Source organism: Sporosarcina sp. SAFN-015, assembly GCF_051966875.1.
In the GTDB taxonomy this organism is placed as follows: domain Bacteria; phylum Bacillota; class Bacilli; order Bacillales_A; family Planococcaceae; genus Sporosarcina.
The window spans coordinates 37935-55957 of sequence record NZ_JBQCKP010000009.1; the positions used below are offsets into that span (position 1 = coordinate 37935).

Here is an 18023-nt window from a genome sequence, read left to right on the forward strand (position 1 = left end):
CCAAATATAAAACACGCCCGGGCGTTGTATTACCACCCGAGCGTGAATTGATTTTTTACAATGCAGCAGTTGCCTCGCTGCGCTTATTCTCAATAGCCTCAATCCGTTTGTTGAATTCCTCAACTGTCAAGTTTTGTTCTACAAAATAACGGTTACGCGGATGTGTCCGACATTCATCCGAACAGCTGCGCATATAGAAATGCTCATTTTCTTCAGAGCATAGAATTTTTTTATTGCAGTCAGGGTTTGCACAGTTTACGTAACGTTCACAAGGCGTTCCATCAAAATGATCTCGACCGACGATGACATGCTCGACCTGATTCACAGGTACAGCAATCCTTTCATCGAATACATAACATTGACCGTCCCATAGTTGACCTTTCGCTACTGGGTCTTTTCCGTATGTTACGATTCCGCCTTCTAAGTGTGCAACATCTTCAAAACCTTCACGCTTCATCCATCCTGTGAACTTCTCGCATCTGATTCCACCAGTGCAATACGCAAGAACTTTTTTACCTTCAAATAGTTCTTTATTTTCACGGACCCATTCAGGAAGATCACGGAAATTCTCAATATCCGGACGAATCGCCCCTCTGAAATGTCCCAGATCATATTCATAATCATTTCTAGTATCAAACACAACTGTGTTTTCATCTTGCATGGCTTTTAGGAATTCTTCAGGCTTCAAATATTGGCCTGTCAATTCCAATGGGTTGATGTCATCCTCAAGGCTAAGGTTGACGATTTCCTTACGATGGCGAACGTGCATCTTCTTGAACGCGTGTCCATCCGCTTCATCGATCTTGAACCAAAGATCTTTGAATCGCTCATCGCTATGCATCATCTCCATATAAGCATCCGTCTGTTCTACAGTTCCAGAACATGTACCGTTGATGCCTTCCTCGCCGATAAGAATACGGCCTTTCAATCCAAGTTCCTTACAAAAAGCCAAATGTTCTGCAGCAAATGTTTCTGGGTCTTCGATGTGTACGTATTTATAGTACAACAATACCCGATATGCTTCTGTTTCCATTTCTTCGACCACCTTCTGTTTGTTTTCTTTGCAGTAGAAATAACAGCTTGATCGGTTTAACAATATTCGATTGTAAACACTCATCTGCTCGCCCGTATTTGCAAGATCCGGACCATATGACAGTATATCACAATACCGTGTTTTGAAAAAGTGGTATGAATTCATTCTTTTTATTCAGTTGTTATTTCATTCGTCCTTTTTTACCTATCCCAAACTTGGGCAAAAGTGTTGTATACTAATAGTATAAAAGAATCGACATTTTTCTTGATTATCCGAAACTATTTAAAGAGTCGCCCCGTCTAACTTTACAGGTAGATCGAGCAAGAAGTTTGCCAGATTTCTGAATCACAAAAATTACAAGGGAGCCGCGCAACATGAAAAGAAAGCGTCATAAAGCACGTTCGGTATGGATTGACATCACTTTTTCCGCAGCCATTGTCCTATTGACACTAAGTGCCATTTTTCTCGTTTTCATGACAGAGAATGGCCATACCGCCTCACAGTCCGAGAAGGAAACAAAGTCCTCATCCCCACTCGAAACGGAACAAATAGATTCAAATTATCCTGGTATCAAAATCGTTACAAAAACATCAAATGATAAAAATGCTCCTTTTGCCATTCAATATCCGCAAAGCATACATAGCTCTTTCAATTCGGAAGTTAAAAACTATATTGACGAAGTTCAAGTACGGTATTTGGATACGCTGACCAAGAAAAAACAACAAGATAAAAAAACGACTGGAGAATTGAACATCTCTTATGAAACGTTGCCGCATGCTTCCGGGAACTATTCCTTTGTCCTCGTTACGAGCAGTAGATATAGCGATACCGACACTGGAAAGACCGAAATACGCTCGTTCCATTTAAATCCGGAAACGGGCGAAAGCTTTACAATTCGGGATCTATTCGAAGATGACTCCGATCGTTTACAAAGCCTTTCTTCGTTAGTCAGGGCTGAGATTTTAAAGGATGAATCATTAAAGGGACATCTTATCCAAAAAGATATGGAAAGATTTACTGAGCCCCGATGGATGAATTATAGGAACTTTTCTGTAACCGACGATGCACTTATCTTCTACTTTGACGAAAACACAATTGCTAATAACATTGTTGGACCACCTATCATTGCTGTTTCGATTGATGCAGTTAAAGAACTGTTAGCCACAACTTTTAAGCCTGAAGATAAAGAAGAAACGGTCGATATCGTCGATAAAGATAAGGGAGAAGAGATCGCAGAAGAAAACATCGAAGAAAACTCAACTGTTCCATCGTCCGAAACGGAAGTTTCTAAAGAAAATGATGAAACCGAAACTACACTTCCTGAGACATCTCTCCGAAAAAAAGTCGCGTTGACATTTGACGACGGTCCTGATCCAAAAGTGACAAGACAAATTTTGAATACGCTACAAAAACACGATGCAAAGGCAACGTTCTTCATGCTCGGAAGCCGTGTCGAATATTATCCCGATATCGTCAATGAAATGATGGAAGCTGGTCATGAATTAGGCAACCATACTTGGACTCATGCCGACTTGACAAAATTAGGTCCTGACCGTGTCGCTAAAGAAATCGAGAAGACTTCCGCCATTATTGAAGAAGTGACCGGACAAAAAGTTGAAGCTTTCAGACCTCCTTATGGGGCTGTCAATGATGCCGTCCATAATATGACGGGATTGCCGATCATTTTATGGGATGTCGATACTCTCGATTGGAAGTATCGTGACTCCGCAAGGATTCTTCAAGTAGTAAAAGAGAATGTGAAAGATGGAAGCATCATTTTAATGCACGATATTCACCAATCGACTGCAGATGGTCTAGATGCAGTACTGACATATTTAAGTAACGAGGGGTATGATTTTGTTACCGTTAAAGAGTTAGAAGAAACTTCCTCCTGAACTATTTGTTCAGGGGGTTTTTCCTTTTCGAGGTATATTTTAAGCGCGACTTCTGTTATAATGTTATTAGAACAGAATGGAGGGATAACATGTTCATCCAAATCGAACCAACTTCAGAAATACCGATATATACTCAACTTGCAAATCAGTTGATCGAATTGATTGCAACCAGAACATTGAAAGCATCCGAGGTATTGCCATCCGTCAGGTCCCTCGCTGCAGATCTTGGCGTCAATATGCATACAGTAAACAAAGCCTATCATGAGCTCGAGAAGAAGAAAATTATTGAAATCATTCCGAAGTCTGGCGCAGTCATTAATTCAATATCTGCAAAAGGACCGAGCGACTTGCAAATGGAACTCATTAAACTACATTTGAAACCGCTCGTTGCAGAATCAATTGTGTATGGCATGAATAAAGAACAGATTTTATCAATTACCTCATCTATCATTTCAGAATTAACGGAGGGATGACAATGGTACTTACAATATTTTTGGCTATCATTCTATTTTTAACTGTTATGCAGGCGGCGATTCCTTTCCTCCTGAAGAAAACGATCGTTTTCGGAGTAACGATACCTGAAGGCCATACAGATGATACGATGCTCACCACCTATAAGAAAACCTATTCGGCAATGATCTTTCTAATAGGCGCAGTTGGTTTTCTAGTTCTTCTTTTTTGGGGATTGGGGAATCAATTAGAAGAGGAACGCATCGTCTTCATCGGATTGATTCTTCAATTTGGAATTCTACTCATTAGCATGGCTCTGTACTTGTACTTTCACGTGAAAACGATGAAAAGAAAGCGCGAGCATAAATGGGGGGGGAATTTGAAAAAGGTTCGAGTAGCTGACTTGACGAACCGCTCCAATAATGAAATGCTACCCTCTTTCATGTTTGCATTGCCAATACCGATTACACTCGGTTTAATCGGCTATACTGCGACTCAATACGGTGCGATGCCGGATCTTATTCCTACCCATTGGGGGCCAAATGGACAACCGGACGCATTCACCGATAAAAGCCCTTTTTCCGTCATTGCCCTTCTCATCATTCTTCTCGTCATGCAAGGGATGATGCTAATGATCAATGTCTCTACGAAGAAGTCTGGTATGAAGCTAAATGCATCGAAGCGGAGTTCTTCGCGCATTCAGCAGTTATCGTTTAGGAAGTACACAAGCTGGTTGCTCTTTTTAACGTCAATATCATTAACAATTCTTTTCGGCTTCCTCCAACTGACAACAATCCACGGGAACATAGGAGGACCATTTCTCATGATGGCAATGCCTTTAGGATTCCTTCTTATCATATTGTTCACAACAGCAGTGTACGCATTCAAAGTAGGTCAAGGGGGATCCCGTGTTCAACTGGAAATTGAAGAGGAACCTGTTCCCGGAGTGACGGACGCCGATGATGACGCACATTGGAAAGCAGGCGTATTTTATGTAAATAAAAATGACCCCTCCATCTTTGTTGAAAAGAGGTTCGGGGTCGGTTGGACGATGAACTTCGGAAATCCGCTTGGATATTTAATTATCATCGGTCCATTGCTCATCATATTAGGAATTGCCTTATTATTATAATGAGGAAATGCCTTCCCATTGCCGATTGCCTATAAAAAAAGTGTAGACAAAGTCAAAGAACGACTTCGTCTACACTTTTTTTAGTTGAAAACACTCGTGCTATGCAATGGTTGCAGTCTTGCTTTCGGATCGATGAATGCTTTTGCATGGTTCACGGCAGTCGGAGCTTCCCCTAAGCCGACTGCAATAAGCTTCACTTTTCCGTCATAAGACGTAACATCCCCTGCTGCGTAAATGCCTTCGATATTCGTTTCCATTCGGGAGTTGACGATGACCGAGTTGCGATCCATTTCAAGGCCCCACTCTTTAATTGCGCCCAGAGAAGATATATTGCCATAGTTGACGATGACGTGGTCAACATGCAACGCTTCTTCCGATCCATCCTTTTGGGCTATAACGACTTCTTTGACGATGCCATCTTCCCCAGCAATCGACTTAACAGCACGGGAAGTAAGCACATTTACTTTCGATGACATCAATTGGTTCACACTTGTTTCATGCGCTGTGAAACGCTCACGACGATGGACAAGCGAAACATTCGAAGCGATATCTTCAAGCATCAACGCCCAATCCACTGCTGAGTCTCCCCCGCCGCATACGAGAACATCTTTATCTTTGAATAGAGAGAGGTCTTTAATTCCGTAATGCAATGTCTTGCCTTCAAATTCAACTTCTTCAGCTAAACCGATTTTACGCGGTTGGAATGCTCCGATTCCAGCAGTCAAAAGGATTGTGCGAGTCAAATGTACGCCTTTATCCGTTTGGAGGATGAAGTGATCACCATCGCGTGTCGCTGAAAGAGCTGTTTCTCCTAGATGAATTTCAGGCTTCGAATAATGCGCTTGTGTAACAAGATTTGCTACTAAATCTTTAGCAAGAATTTTTGGAAACCCACCCACGTCATAAATATATTTATCAGGATACAGTTCAATTAACTGCCCGCCAAGTTGTGGTAGGCTGTCAATAATTTTAACGGACATTTCACGCATGCCTGCGTAGAAAGAAGCAAAAAGTCCTGTTGGTCCCCCGCCAATAATTGTAATGTCGACAATTTCATTGCTCATCTATAAACACTCCAATGTATTTTAAATTTAGCTGATGTACGAAAAATCCATTTTATCATAATCCCCTACATATCTACTCTACACATTATCTACTATTTTTCAATAAAAAACACATAATTTGACTTGGTACCAAAAAAAATTAATCACAAATTCATCCGTTGCTTCCTAAATATTTTTAATTTTTGTATAGTATTATTTTCTCAAACAAGTATAATAGTATGTATGTACTGTATAGAGAGATTTTTGGGGGGACTAATTTCATGAGTTTATCAGTATCAAAAAAGATTTGGGCGGGATTTTCCATTCTTCTTGCCATTATGCTCATCATGGGGGGTGCATCTTTCTTTGCAACGAAGAAGATGAATGATGAGTTTGCGAAACTAATCGATGACCGAGCCCATAAAGTGAATTTATCCGATGAACTGATCAGCGCACAAAAGGAAAGATATATTGCGATCAGCAGTTATGTTTTATTTAAAACATCGGAGTTTGTCGGCCAACGTGATGAATCGACGGCAAATGCAACTGGATTAATTGAAGAGTTGGACGTTGCCTTTAATAGCTCAAAAGATAGCGAAACGGTCGAAGAAATTAAACAATTACATATGCAATTCAGCGAAATGGTTGATGAGATCAGCTATAGTCTAATGAGGGCAAATGAAACGCAGAACAGGAACCTTTTACGAGAAGCAAATAATGTTAACTTGCAAATAATGGAGAAGGCAACAGCGTTGAAAGAGAATCAAAAGGTAGAAATGCAAAATTCCCGCGATGACTTATTGCAAATGACAAACTTTATCCATTTGCTTACTTTTATTTTCATCGGATTAGCAATTATAATTTCGTTGTTTGTTGGCTATATGATCAGCCGCAGTATAGCAAATCCTGTTAAGAGGATGACGACTGCCATTGAAAAGATTGCAACAGGTGATTTGTCAGTAGAACATGTTAACATCCGCAGTAAAGATGAGATTGGTATCATGGCAAACGCATTTAATAAAATGACTGATGATTTAAAAAGTCTAATGGAGCAAATACAATTTTCTTCACATCAGTTGGCTGCGCAAGCGGAGCAATTATCAGCAAGTTCCGAAGAGAGCCTCGCTTCGTCTGAAATGGTCGCTTCCGCATCAGAGAAAAATATGCGAGACAGTGAAAACCAGTCTGATTTGGTGAATGAAACTGTCGATTCAGTCACTCAATTGACTAAAGACGTCAATCAAATCGCAGACAGCAACTTGACAATGCTGGAAGCAATGCAAACAGTCATTTCTCATGTGGAAGCAGGCTCTTCCACGATTGAAAGGTTATCCGGTCAAATGTCGGATACCGACACAATCATTCAAGAAGCATCAACGATTATCCAGTCGATGGCAAAACAGTCTGCGGAGATTCAACAAGTTACTTCTTTAATTACCGCTATTTCAGAACAGACGAATCTTTTAGCATTGAACGCAGCAATCGAAGCGGCTCGTGCAGGAGAACATGGAAAAGGTTTCGCGGTAGTCGCCGAGGAAGTGCGCAATTTGGCGGAGCAGTCTAAATCATCCGCTTCAGATATCGGCGTCATGATCCATTCCATCCAAGACGCGACCAAAAAGGCAGTGAATGCGATTAATTCGGGAAGTAACAGTGTGAAAGACGGCTTAACGGTCACTCATCATTCATTGAATACATTCACTGAAATCGAGCAATCCGTAAATGCGGTAAATGAAAACGTATCGATCGTTACAGAAGCAATTAAGCAAATTCGTTCCATGACCGACACGATTGCCCACTCATCGATGGAAGTAAAAAAACTAGCAGAGTCAACCGCTTTCACAGCCCAGGAAACGGGTGCCGCAACAGAAGAACAACTGGCAGTCAACGAAGAGATTTCCACCAGCTCACAAACTCTTGCCGGTCTTGCGGAAAACCTTCAAAAAGAAGTGAATCGCTTTACTTTTTAAATTGAAAATCGTTGAAACTGGTATGTCCTTTGAAAGGATGCCGTTTCAACGATTTTTTGTTATTTTATGAGCATGCTGGCGGGTTTATGATCACTTGTGGCGATTTATGATCACTTGCAGACATTTATGATCACTTGCAACGATTTATGATCACTTGCAGTCATTTATGATCACTCACAACGATTTATGATCACTTGCAGTCATTTATGATCACTCGCCACGATTTATGATCACTTGCAGACATTTATGATCACTTGCAGACATTTATGATCACTCATCACGGTAAATCATCTACGCTTACTCTTCTTCTAATTGTTCCCTACAAAATACGGCCAGCTCAGCGACTTCCTCATCCTCCAAGTCAAAATCGAGAACTTCGTCTGTCGCACGGTCGAAAAGATGATAGGAAGCCACTTTCCCTACTCCTTCATTTACCGCATAAATCACTCGGATGCCCGTCCCTTTTTCATTATAGACCTCATCTTCCTCATCGAATTTTACATAAATGCGAAATTCAAATCGGTTCCCTGACAAAATGCCTGTCGGATCAATGAGTTCAATCATGCTATATTCAATAATTTCCACGTAATCTCATCCTCACATAATGTTTTCATTCCCATCTTACAGCAAACCGCACTAACTGGTCACGTATTCCCTATCGGCGAAATATTTGCTCAAACTTGCAATCTTTCTTTTGCATTTTCACAATGGTTAGTTAACAATGAAGATAGTGAATTGTATTCACACTAACAGATTACGGGGGAATGAACATGCTTACATTTGAAGAATTCAAGTACAAAAGACCTGACATGGAAAGCATTAAACAAGAATTCGATAGCTTGCTAGAACAATTCCGTTCTGCAGAGTCCTTTGATGAACAAAATGAAGTCATTGAAAAGTTGAATGCCATCGGTAGCAACTATTCTACACAGTCTAATTTGATGTATATCCGTTCTTCCATCGATACGAATGATGAGTTCTATCAGAAAGAACGGGAATACTTCGATGAAATCGGTCCTGAATTCCAGGAACTTGGAACCGCTTTCTACAAAGAGCTTGTAAAAACACCTTACCGTAAGGAGCTTGAAGAGAAATGGGGCACGCAGCTGTTCGCTCTAGCCGACAACGCAATCAAATCCTTTTCGCCGGAAGTACTTCCGCTCCTTCAACAAGAGAATAAGCTTACTTCTGAGTATGCTAAGCTTGTCGCTTCAGCTCAAATCGAGTTTGACGGAAAAACATTAACCCTTGCACAACTCGGACCGTACGCCGAATCTACTGACAGAGGTGTGAGGAAGTCCGCTATGGAAGCTTCCTACTCTTTCTATGCAGATAACGGCGATGCGTTTGACCGTATTTATGATGATCTCGTGAAAGTGAGACACGAAATCGCTACAAAATTAGGTTTCAAAAACTTTGTGGAACTTGGATATGCGCGTATGAACCGAATTGGATATGACGCGGATATGGTGAAAAACTTCCGTGATCAAGTACGAGACTATATTGTACCGCTTGCTACAAAGTTATACGAACGTCAAGCTGAGCGGATCGGCGTCGATGAATTAAAATTCTACGACCAGTCCCTAAACTTCTTGAGTGGGAATGCAACACCGAAAGGTTCCCCTGAATGGATCATCGAAAACGGTAAAAAGATGTATGAAGAGCTTTCACCTGAAACGGACGAATTTTTCAAATACATGACAGACAAGCATCTTCTTGACTTGGAAGCGAAGAAAGGGAAAGAGACGGGAGGTTATTGTACGTTCATTGATGATTATGATTCGCCTTTCATCTTCTCGAACTTTAATGGTACATCAGGTGATATCGACGTGCTGACTCACGAAGCGGGTCATGCTTTCCAAGTGTATTCCAGCCGTAATATCGGCATTCCTGAATATGTATGGCCGACTCACGAAGGGGCTGAAATCCATTCAATGAGCATGGAGTTCTTCACTTGGCCATGGATGGAACTATTCTTCGAGGACGATACGGAAAAATACAAATTCGCACACTTAAGCAGCGGCCTGCTATTTTTGCCTTACGGTGTAGCGGTAGATGAATTTCAGCATGCAATTTACGAGAATCCAGAAATGACACCCGCTGAACGTAAAGCGGAGTGGAAGCGGATTGAGAAGACATATTTGCCAATGCGTGATTACGACGGTAACCCTTATTTGGAAGCAGGATCAATTTGGCAACGTCAGTCGCATATTTATGAAGCTCCTTTTTACTATATCGATTACACATTGGCACAAATTTGCGCATTCCAGTTTTGGAAGCGTTCATTAGAAGATCGCGAAGCTGCATGGGAAGATTATTTACATCTATGTAAGCTTGGCGGGTCGAAGCCGTTTACGGAGCTTGTAAAAGAGGCGAATTTGATTTCGCCGTTTGAAGATGGATGTGTGGAGTCTGTCGTTGGTACAATCGAAGCATGGTTGAATTCTGTTGATGACAAAGCTCTATAATAAGAAGGGACTGCCGATATCCGGCAGTCCCTTTTTTATGTCGTGAATTCAAAGACGTTATATTGATTTTTGCCGTTTTCTTTAGATTGATATAGTGCCTTATCAGCCTTTGCGTAAAGTGATTCAAAATCGTCATTTTCAGTTGCGATAGCAACCCCAATACTAATTGAAGTTTGAATACTTTTTTCATTCAAGTGAAATTCCATTTTTTCATTAATCCGTTGAAGTAAATCATCCGCGAGCGATTTTAAATTAGGTGTTTCATCTGAATCAAGTAAAATTAAAAACTCATCGCCACCGACTCTTGCTGCAAAATTACTGGCCCCCACTGTTTCTTGGATAGTTGCTGCCGCTATTTTCAATATCCTGTCACCTTCGCCATGCCCTAAATAATCATTAATCGCTTTGAAATTGTCCAAATCGACCATCATTAAAGCTACTTTCCGATTTTTCCGTTCAAGCCTTTTTGAAATTTCGTCTTCAAAGGCCGCCCTGTTTTTCAAACCTGTCAAACTATCGTGAAAGGCAAGATGTATCGGCATCGCAACAAGCCTAGCGATAAGGAAGGATAGGATGATCGATCCAATAAGGATGACAAATAATTGTAGAAGAAATTGATTCTTATATCCTGCAAGCAAACCTGTCATTACTTTATTATTATAAGCTATCTCGACAACTCGATCTGTGGAAAATCCCTTCCGCTCGTCTGCTGAATAAGGGATATATCTGTATGTTACCTGTTTTCCGTCTTCAACTAAAACCAATTCATCAGGCTCTCCACTTCCCCGCACTTTTTCAAAAACGTTTTTATGCGGCTGTTGGATATATTGCTGTTGAAAGTTTTCAGTTTTTACTCCTAACGCATTTCCTCCAGAATTATAGACCTTTATGGAATTAATATCATCATATTCTTGGACGAGTTCATCAATTGTTTGCAGGAAATTGAATTGCCTAAAAATCTCATGGTCTTCTAGTAGAAACCCTAACTCAATTAAATACTTATGATCCGGCGTAGGTGTATAACTGAACTTTTTAACTTCCCCTGTTTTCGATTGAATATCCATTCCATCAGCTGTAAACGAGTCGCCTACTCGCCTTTCATCCAACAGACTAGAAAATCCCGGACAACATTCTTGGAAATCCAATCCAATATCTTCAGTGAAGCTGCTATGTATGACCGTATTTTTATCATTGAGAATAAATATGTCCATTTTATATTGCTCTTTTAACGATGTGAAATCCCATTTTCGGAAATCGGGCTCTTCCTTATATTTTTCAAGAAGCTCCTTTGAATATGATTTCATCTTTTCCGCAGTCTGTTCATCAAATAAGTCATATACTTTATCGATTGTTGCTAGGTTTTTAACTACTTTGTCCTCTATCATGGAAATCTTCGTGTCTTGAGCCTCTAAGACAGTTTTCCGTAACTTGTTATAGTCAAATAACGCTATAAACAATGAAAGAATAAGCGAAAACACAATCAGGACAATCGTCAATTTCCATCTGAAGTTATTGAACACACTTATCGTACCCTTTCCACTCTCAATTCCTTTGAATCATTATAGCCCATACTCTTCCAAATCACCATGCTATTTTACCTATTTAATCTAAATAAAAGAGCTATCACTTGTAAAAAGTGACAGCTCTTTGACTTTATTGCTATAGAAGCGATTACATGAGGCCAATCGCATTTCCTTTTTCGTCGATATCCATTTGAAGGGCCGCCGGTTTTTTCGGCAATCCCGGCATCGTCATAATATCCCCCGTCAGACAAACGAGGAAACCTGCGCCAAGCTTCGGAATGATTTCACGAATTGTAATCATAAAATCAGTAGGTCTTCCAAGCTTCTTAGGGTCATCTGAGAAAGAGTATTGCGTTTTCGCCATGCAGACCGGCAGGATATCCCACCCATTCTGTTCGATTTGCAATAAGTCCTTTCTCGCTTTCTCTGTAAGGATTACTCCTTTTCCGCCATATGCCTTTTGGACAATCGCCGTAATTTTATCAATGACCGGCTGCTCTACATCATAAAGGGGAGCAAAATTATTTGGCTCTTCTAACAGCTCGAGAACTTGTTTCGCTAGTTCCTGGCCGCCAGCCCCCCCTTGCCCCCAAACGTCCGTTACAGCTGCTCGAACACCTTTTGAAGCGCACCAATTCATAATGAAGTCAAGTTCTGCAGCGGAGTCTGTAATGAAGCGGTTTAATGCTACGACAGGCTGCACGCCGAAAGAACGGACAGTTTCCACATGCTTTTCTAGATTGACAATTCCCTCCGTGACAGCTTGAACATTTTCTTTTCCAAGATCCGTCTTCGCAACCCCTCCGTGCATTTTCAAAGCACGAATCGTTGTCACAAGTACGACAGCATCCGGGGCAAATCCACCTTTTCGTGCTTTAATATCCATGAATTTCTCAGCGCCTAGATCGGATCCGAATCCTGCCTCCGTTACAACGATATCAGCCAATTTTCTAGCTGTATTTGTAGCCATTAACGAGTTGCAGCCATGTGCTATATTTGCGAAAGGTCCGCCATGAATTAAAGCAGGGGTCCCTTCAATCGTCTGAACGAGATTCGGCTTGAATGCTTCTTTCAATAGAAGTGTCAAAGCACCTTCTACGCCTAAATCCCTTACGGTAACAGCTTCCTTTTCATACGTATATCCGATTACCATTTGTGATAGACGCTCTTTCAAGTCAGTTAAACTTGTTGCCAAACAGAATACTGCCATAATTTCAGAAGCTACTGTAATATCGAAGCCGTCTTCCCGCGGTACACCTTGTCCGGGACCCCCTAGACCAATAGTGATGTGGCGCAATGCACGATCATTCATATCCATTGCACGCTTCCAGGTAATCCTGCGCGGGTCAATCCGCAATGCATTTCCTTGATGAATATGATTATCAATCATCGCACTTAGTGCATTATTTGCAGTTGTGATCGCATGGATATCGCCATTAAAATGCAAATTGATTTCTTCCATCGGCAATACTTGTGCGTACCCACCGCCCGCAGCGCCGCCCTTCACACCCATAACGGGTCCGAGGGAAGGCTCGCGGAGAGCGATCATCGAATTTTCTCCTAATCTTGCTAACGCATCCGCAAGGCCAACAGTCACTGTTGATTTCCCTTCACCTGCAGGCGTCGGGCTTGTCGCTGTTACAAGAACGACTTTTCCGAATGATTTCGTAGCCGGCAATTTAGATACATCGATTTTTGCTTTGTATCGTCCATAGGGTTCAACCGCCTCTTCGGGAATCCCCACTTTTCTTGCGATATCCGCTATTGGCTGCATCACAGCAGAAGCAGCGATTGCTAAGTCCGTTAATGGTTTTGCTTTTTCAGTCAAAATGGCCACACCCTTCTTTTATCAATACATGCTAATACAAAATGATTTTATAATAAAAACCCCAAAGCTGCTCATTTTTCTATGCGCAATACAAGCTTTCCAAACTGCTCGCTGTTTTCCAGCGCCTTGAATGCTTCCAAACCATCTTCGAGACGATATACTTTGTCAATGACAGGTTGAATGCCGAATTCTTCAACATGCTTCAACATTGCCCGCAACTCATCCCGGCTTCCCATCGTCGAGCCAAATAGCTGGTATTGTCCGTAGAAAAACTTCCGTAAATCCAGCTCGACGACGTCCTCGGTCGTTGCGCCAAATACAACAATTCTTCCGCCCTGTTTCAATACTTCCAACGAACGGTTAAATGTTGCTCTTCCAACGCTTTCGATTACGAGATCGATTGTTTCATTCGCTAGGTCCTCTTTCCAATCACCGTTCGTATTAATTGCCAAATCAGCGCCAAGCTCTAGCGCTTTCTGTCGTTTCTCTTCAACCCGCGAACTGACGATGACGCGCGCCCCAACATTTTTGGCAAACTGAATCATATATGTCGCGACACCGCTTCCCGCTCCCGGAATAAAGACCGTATCGCCCTTTTTCAACTCGCCTTGCGTAAATAATGCCCGGTATCCTGTCAATGCTGCTAACGCTAAAACAGACGCTTCATCCATTGAAAGATTCGCAGGTTTTTTCTCAATCTGTTCAGCAGGAATAACAATTTTCTCTGCGAATGTTCCGTTGTCCGGCATACCTAAAATATCAAATTCTGCAGGAGGTGCAGCACTTTGTGTAAACCAACGTAAAGATGGATTAATGATCACTTCATCACCAATCTCCCAATTGTCTACCCCTTCCCCGATAGACTCGATGACACCAGCGCCATCGGAACCAAGAATTAACGGTTCCTTTACATCCCCGCGGCGATCAGGTATTTTAATATCCCTTCGATTCATCCCCGCGGCATGAAGTGCTACGACGACTTCACCATTACTTGCAATCGGCTCTTCCATCTCATCTATTTCCAATTGACCATTTACATGAATGAACGCCTTCACACAACAACCTCCCGTTTAAAATATTCTATGAATTATATACTATTCTATCATACAACATCCGCCAATAATTATCACATTCATAATAATGAAAAAAAAACGCAAAGAATAGATCTCCTTTGCGTCTACAGCTAGCTATTCATTTGATGATTTCAAAGTTACGACAACTACTTCCGGGCGATTAAACACTCGTATGGGAACGATGCTGTTTCCGAGGCCGCGACTTACGATCATAGTTGTTCCATCCATTTCATGGATACCTGATGTGAATTTAGGGAACCATCCTTGACCAGGAGCTACTAAGCCTCCAATGCCCGGAATCCGAACTTGGCCGCCATGGGCATGCCCACTGAAAACGAGATCTATTTGCCGGTCAACGTATACGTTGAACTGTTCAGGTCGATGCGATAAAAGGATTTTGAACAGATCATCCTGGACATCTTTTAATGCATAATCTATGACTTGTTCAACATACGTCTCTTCAACGAGATTGCTGGACAATGGATCTTCAATCCCGGATATAACAATCTGTTCCCCTTCTTCGCTTGCAATTGTCATCGATTCATTTGTTAAAACTTGCACGCCTAATCCAGATAGTTCATCTTTTATGTGCTTTTCGTCATTTGTAGAAATTTCATGATTGCCGGTAACGAAATAGAATGGTGCTACATCATGCAGTTGCTTGACGATTTCCAAACTTTGCTCAAGATCATAACGGTTCCGATCAATAAAATCTCCAGTAATGAAAATGGCATCTGGCGATAATAATTTCACTTTACTTACTAAATCTGAGTGATTATCCCCAAACATCGAGTCATGGATATCTGACAGTTGAACAATTCGATAATTATTAAAGCTATTCGGAAGACCGGGAGCTTCGAGCTCCACGAAGGTCACTCCTATGGTCGTATTCTCTTTATATAAATAAAGTCCAAATAGCAATATGAGAATGAAGAATAATAGGATGCCGTTGCGTTTCCTTCTTTTTCGTACAGGCATTCAGCTTACTGCCAACGTTTCTTTATTTTTGCGAGCTCCAATAATTCGAGTACGTCCTTTTTCGGTAATTCAGTTAAAATGGATAGAAGTTCTCGCTCAGCAAGCCTTCTTCCTCTGCCACTCCGATAGCGTTCTTTATTCTCCGCATCTAGAGTGCTATATAGCTGATCTAGTTTTTCGTCCTGCTCATCCACTTCTTTAGCGATAATCAAATTTTCACGCAGCCGTTCATAAAGCATATCGACGTTTGAAGAACCGCTTGCAGTGAATGCGCGTGAAGTTTTAGGGTCTCCTAAAATCAACTCATCTGTAGAGATATTGAATCTCTCGGATATCTTTGCAATCCATGCAGCGGAAGGGGCATTTTTACCTTTCTCCCAATCTTTGATTCTGCTGGCGGATGTGCCGATTGCCGCTCCAAACGCCATCATTGATAGGCCTCTTTGCTCTCTCAGGGCCTTTAATCTAATACCAAAGTCTTCTTTACTCCAATCGTTCACGCTGATGCCTCCTCCTATTTACTTATCTCTATATTATTTTTCTTAGTTCCTTCTGTCAATCTTAATTTATTTTTCTATCAAATTATTAATAGCCAGTTTGCTGGCGTTTGTAATTTTCCTCGTTCTTTTCCAAATAGGCCTTCATTATTTCACTATAAGAAATACCAATCCTGTTCGCTATTGCTCCATAATGAATCCATACATTTTCATAACTTTCCATATCAGTTTTCAATAAAAACTGTTGGATAGAGCTGATTGTCTGCAAAAAGACATTCGTCAAATCGCCTTCAACTTCGCCTTCTGGCCATACTTTCAATCCATCCAAATCTTTTTCGATGCCGAGTGACAAGAGAAAATGAATGGAGTCCACATATTCTTCTAAAATAACTTCTCGTTCTGAAGGTCCCTTTGCACTCCAAAATTTAAAGCATCTTGTTTCATTAGCTAGCTCTGCAAGTTCAACAAGAAGGGCCAACCCTTTTTCTTTGAAAACATCCTTGTTTACAACTTGATTCGTTTGGATGTATGTATCCAATTCACGCTGCATCGTAAATAATGTCGTCAACTCCATAAAAAAACCTCCAAAATTTTAAATATCTTGAAACCAAACCGATTCTCGCCCGTATAAGTAGAAGACTATATCTATTTTTGTGAGGGGATGCTGTTATGGGATTACTGATCCGCTTTGTTATTATTGCATTCATCGTCTATTTATTTTATCGCGGTATCCGCTATTTATTGGATCCGAAGCGAAAATTGGACGAGGCGTATGAAAAAGAGCAATATTACTTTTATGATGATGTAAAAAATGTAAGAAAAAACTTCTTTATCACATATAAAGGTGCCCTCTTTGAAGGTGAAAAATATTTAGGAACTACGGAAGACTCCTTTGATGTCGTTTCTATTTTCGTTTGGGTCAAAGATGAAACGAAGCTTCAAGGCTTTACGAAAGATGATTTTTATTTCTTATCCTCCGAGATCACTTCCAATTATCCAAAAGCTGAAATCAGCTGGAAAAATCCAATTGAAGAATTGATGAAAGCCCGTTGAAGAGCGGGCTTTTCTTATTTCCTTTATGCACGATTCACGCCGAATGGATCGATGCCTAGAAGATAGATGATAACGCCTATGTAGATTAATGCGAGCAGTAGAAAACCAATCCGGAATTCTGTGTGTCTTGTTTTATGGCTGAATACCATCATACCCAAATACGAACCGATCCCACCGCCGACGATGGCAAATAGCCATAATGTCTTTTCTGGCACTCTGCGTGCTCGCTTCTTTGATTGTTTCTTATCATAGCCCATCATTATGAAGGACCAGATTGATATAAATATGATCCAAGTGATCATCATACTATTCATATATTCAACTCCCTACTTCCTATTCTACACTTTATTGATTGGACTTAGGAAGAAGAACTATAGTAAGTTTAGAAGTTTTCTTTTTTATTTTCCCCCAACAGAAAAAGCCTCGCCGCCGATTAACGGCGCGAGGCTTTTAGTTGATCAATCACTTATTTTGCAACTGATTTTTTCGCTGTTTCTGCAAGTTGTGCAAATGCTTGTGCATCTGTTACTGCAAGATCAGCAAGCATTTTGCGGTTTACTTCGATGCCAGCCAATTTAAGACCGTGCATCAATGTGCTGTATGAAAGACCATTCATACGTGCTGCCGCGTTGATACGTGTAATCCAAAGTTTACGGAAGTCACGTTTTTTCTGACGGCGGTCACGGTATGCATAGTTGAATGATTTCATGACCTGTTGGTTTGCTACTTTGTAAAGTCTATGTTTTGAACCAAAGTAACCTTTGGCTAATTTCAATACTCGATTACGGCGCTTGCGCGTCACTGTTCCACCTTTTACGCGTGGCATAGTTCATTACCTCCTGCTATTCCTAAAGAATGTGTTATGGTTCAAAGATTATTTCATGTAAGTGATCATTTCACGGATACGTTTGTAGTCGCCTGAAGAAACAAGTGCAGCTTTACGCAAGTGGCGTTTCGCTTTAGTAGACTTGTTGGCAAAAAGGTGACTTGTGTATGCACGGCCGCGTTTCACTTTACCAGTTGCAGTTTTCTTGAAACGTTTTGCGGATCCGCGGTGAGTTTTCATTTTTGGCATGATCT

The 18023-nt window shown here is 41.1% G+C and carries 18 protein-coding genes; 6 read left to right on the plus strand and 12 right to left on the minus strand.

Features of this window, described 5'->3' with window-relative positions; translation table 11 throughout:
• Positions 1 to 55: 55 nt before the first annotated feature.
• Positions 56 to 1033, minus strand: coding sequence for an oxygen-dependent tRNA uridine(34) hydroxylase TrhO (trhO, locus tag ACTHPA_RS15010; RefSeq protein WP_440501315.1), 978 nt, complete (start codon positions 1031 to 1033; stop codon positions 56 to 58).
• A 374-nt stretch (positions 1034 to 1407) separates the two neighbouring features.
• On the opposite strand from trhO, the gene ACTHPA_RS15015 reads away from it, so the two are divergent.
• The 3 genes from ACTHPA_RS15015 (at position 1408) to ACTHPA_RS15025 (ending at position 4510) form a co-directional block, all read left to right on the plus strand.
• Complete coding sequence (locus ACTHPA_RS15015) at positions 1408 to 2928, plus strand: polysaccharide deacetylase family protein (RefSeq protein ID WP_440501317.1); 1521 nt, start codon at positions 1408 to 1410, stop codon at positions 2926 to 2928.
• An 89-nt stretch (positions 2929 to 3017) separates the two neighbouring features.
• A complete protein-coding gene (locus ACTHPA_RS15020; protein ID WP_440501318.1) occupies positions 3018 to 3401 on the plus strand; it encodes a GntR family transcriptional regulator in 384 nt (127 codons plus the stop codon).
• A gap of 2 nt (positions 3402 to 3403) precedes the next feature.
• Entirely contained in the window at positions 3404 to 4510 is a 1107-nt protein-coding gene (locus ACTHPA_RS15025; protein WP_440501320.1) for a DUF1648 domain-containing protein, read from the plus strand.
• Positions 4511 to 4590: 80 nt separating this feature from the next.
• Here ACTHPA_RS15025 and ACTHPA_RS15030 read toward each other — a convergent pair whose 3' ends face one another.
• A complete protein-coding gene (locus tag ACTHPA_RS15030) occupies positions 4591 to 5574 on the minus strand; it encodes an NAD(P)/FAD-dependent oxidoreductase (protein WP_440501321.1) in 984 nt (327 codons plus the stop codon).
• Positions 5575 to 5834: 260 nt separating this feature from the next.
• On the opposite strand from ACTHPA_RS15030, the gene ACTHPA_RS15035 reads away from it, so the two are divergent.
• Positions 5835 to 7523 (plus strand): methyl-accepting chemotaxis protein, encoded by a 1689-nt coding sequence (locus ACTHPA_RS15035; RefSeq protein WP_440501323.1) that lies wholly within the window; start codon positions 5835 to 5837, stop codon positions 7521 to 7523.
• A gap of 297 nt (positions 7524 to 7820) precedes the next feature.
• Here the strand turns inward: ACTHPA_RS15035 and ACTHPA_RS15040 are convergent, their stop codons facing one another.
• Entirely contained in the window at positions 7821 to 8108 is a 288-nt protein-coding gene (locus ACTHPA_RS15040; protein WP_440501324.1) for a DUF6509 family protein, read from the minus strand.
• Between the two features lie 185 nt (positions 8109 to 8293).
• Between ACTHPA_RS15040 and ACTHPA_RS15045 the strand changes: the two genes are divergently transcribed.
• Complete coding sequence (locus tag ACTHPA_RS15045) at positions 8294 to 9991, plus strand: M3 family oligoendopeptidase (RefSeq protein WP_440501326.1); 1698 nt, start codon at positions 8294 to 8296, stop codon at positions 9989 to 9991.
• Positions 9992 to 10026: 35 nt separating this feature from the next.
• On the opposite strand, the gene ACTHPA_RS15050 is transcribed toward ACTHPA_RS15045, so the two are convergent.
• The 6 genes from ACTHPA_RS15050 to ACTHPA_RS15075 form a co-directional block, all read right to left on the minus strand.
• Entirely contained in the window at positions 10027 to 11511 is a 1485-nt protein-coding gene (locus ACTHPA_RS15050; RefSeq protein WP_440501328.1) for a GGDEF domain-containing protein, read from the minus strand.
• A gap of 151 nt (positions 11512 to 11662) precedes the next feature.
• Positions 11663 to 13342, minus strand: coding sequence for a formate--tetrahydrofolate ligase (locus ACTHPA_RS15055; protein WP_440501329.1), 1680 nt, complete (start codon positions 13340 to 13342; stop codon positions 11663 to 11665).
• Positions 13343 to 13413: 71 nt separating this feature from the next.
• A complete protein-coding gene (locus ACTHPA_RS15060) occupies positions 13414 to 14397 on the minus strand; it encodes a zinc-binding dehydrogenase (protein ID WP_440501330.1) in 984 nt (327 codons plus the stop codon).
• A gap of 132 nt (positions 14398 to 14529) precedes the next feature.
• Positions 14530 to 15282 (minus strand): metallophosphoesterase, encoded by a 753-nt coding sequence (locus tag ACTHPA_RS15065; protein ID WP_440501332.1) that lies wholly within the window; start codon positions 15280 to 15282, stop codon positions 14530 to 14532.
• Positions 15283 to 15398: 116 nt separating this feature from the next.
• Positions 15399 to 15893: a helix-turn-helix domain-containing protein gene (locus tag ACTHPA_RS15070; RefSeq protein ID WP_440501333.1), complete on the minus strand. Its 495-nt coding sequence runs from the start codon at positions 15891 to 15893 to the stop codon at positions 15399 to 15401.
• Between the two features lie 85 nt (positions 15894 to 15978).
• Positions 15979 to 16464: a dUTP diphosphatase gene (locus tag ACTHPA_RS15075; protein ID WP_440501335.1), complete on the minus strand. Its 486-nt coding sequence runs from the start codon at positions 16462 to 16464 to the stop codon at positions 15979 to 15981.
• Positions 16465 to 16559: 95 nt separating this feature from the next.
• Between ACTHPA_RS15075 and ACTHPA_RS15080 the strand changes: the two genes are divergently transcribed.
• The gene (locus tag ACTHPA_RS15080; protein ID WP_440501337.1) at positions 16560 to 16943 is read left to right on the plus strand and encodes a sigma-w pathway protein ysdB; all 384 of its coding nucleotides are present in this window, start codon (positions 16560 to 16562) and stop codon (positions 16941 to 16943) included.
• 23 nt (positions 16944 to 16966) lie between these two features.
• Here the strand turns inward: ACTHPA_RS15080 and ACTHPA_RS15085 are convergent, their stop codons facing one another.
• The 3 genes from ACTHPA_RS15085 to rpmI all read right to left on the minus strand — a co-directional run bounded on the left by ACTHPA_RS15085 (position 16967) and on the right by rpmI (position 18018).
• On the minus strand, positions 16967 to 17257 hold the full coding sequence (locus tag ACTHPA_RS15085) for a DUF1294 domain-containing protein (RefSeq protein WP_440501338.1): 291 nt from the start codon (positions 17255 to 17257) through the stop codon (positions 16967 to 16969).
• A gap of 152 nt (positions 17258 to 17409) precedes the next feature.
• Complete coding sequence (gene rplT / locus ACTHPA_RS15090; RefSeq protein WP_440501339.1) at positions 17410 to 17769, minus strand: 50S ribosomal protein L20; 360 nt, start codon at positions 17767 to 17769, stop codon at positions 17410 to 17412.
• Positions 17770 to 17817: 48 nt separating this feature from the next.
• Positions 17818 to 18018, minus strand: coding sequence for a 50S ribosomal protein L35 (rpmI, locus tag ACTHPA_RS15095; protein WP_252502652.1), 201 nt, complete (start codon positions 18016 to 18018; stop codon positions 17818 to 17820).
• Positions 18019 to 18023: the final 5 nt, after the last annotated feature.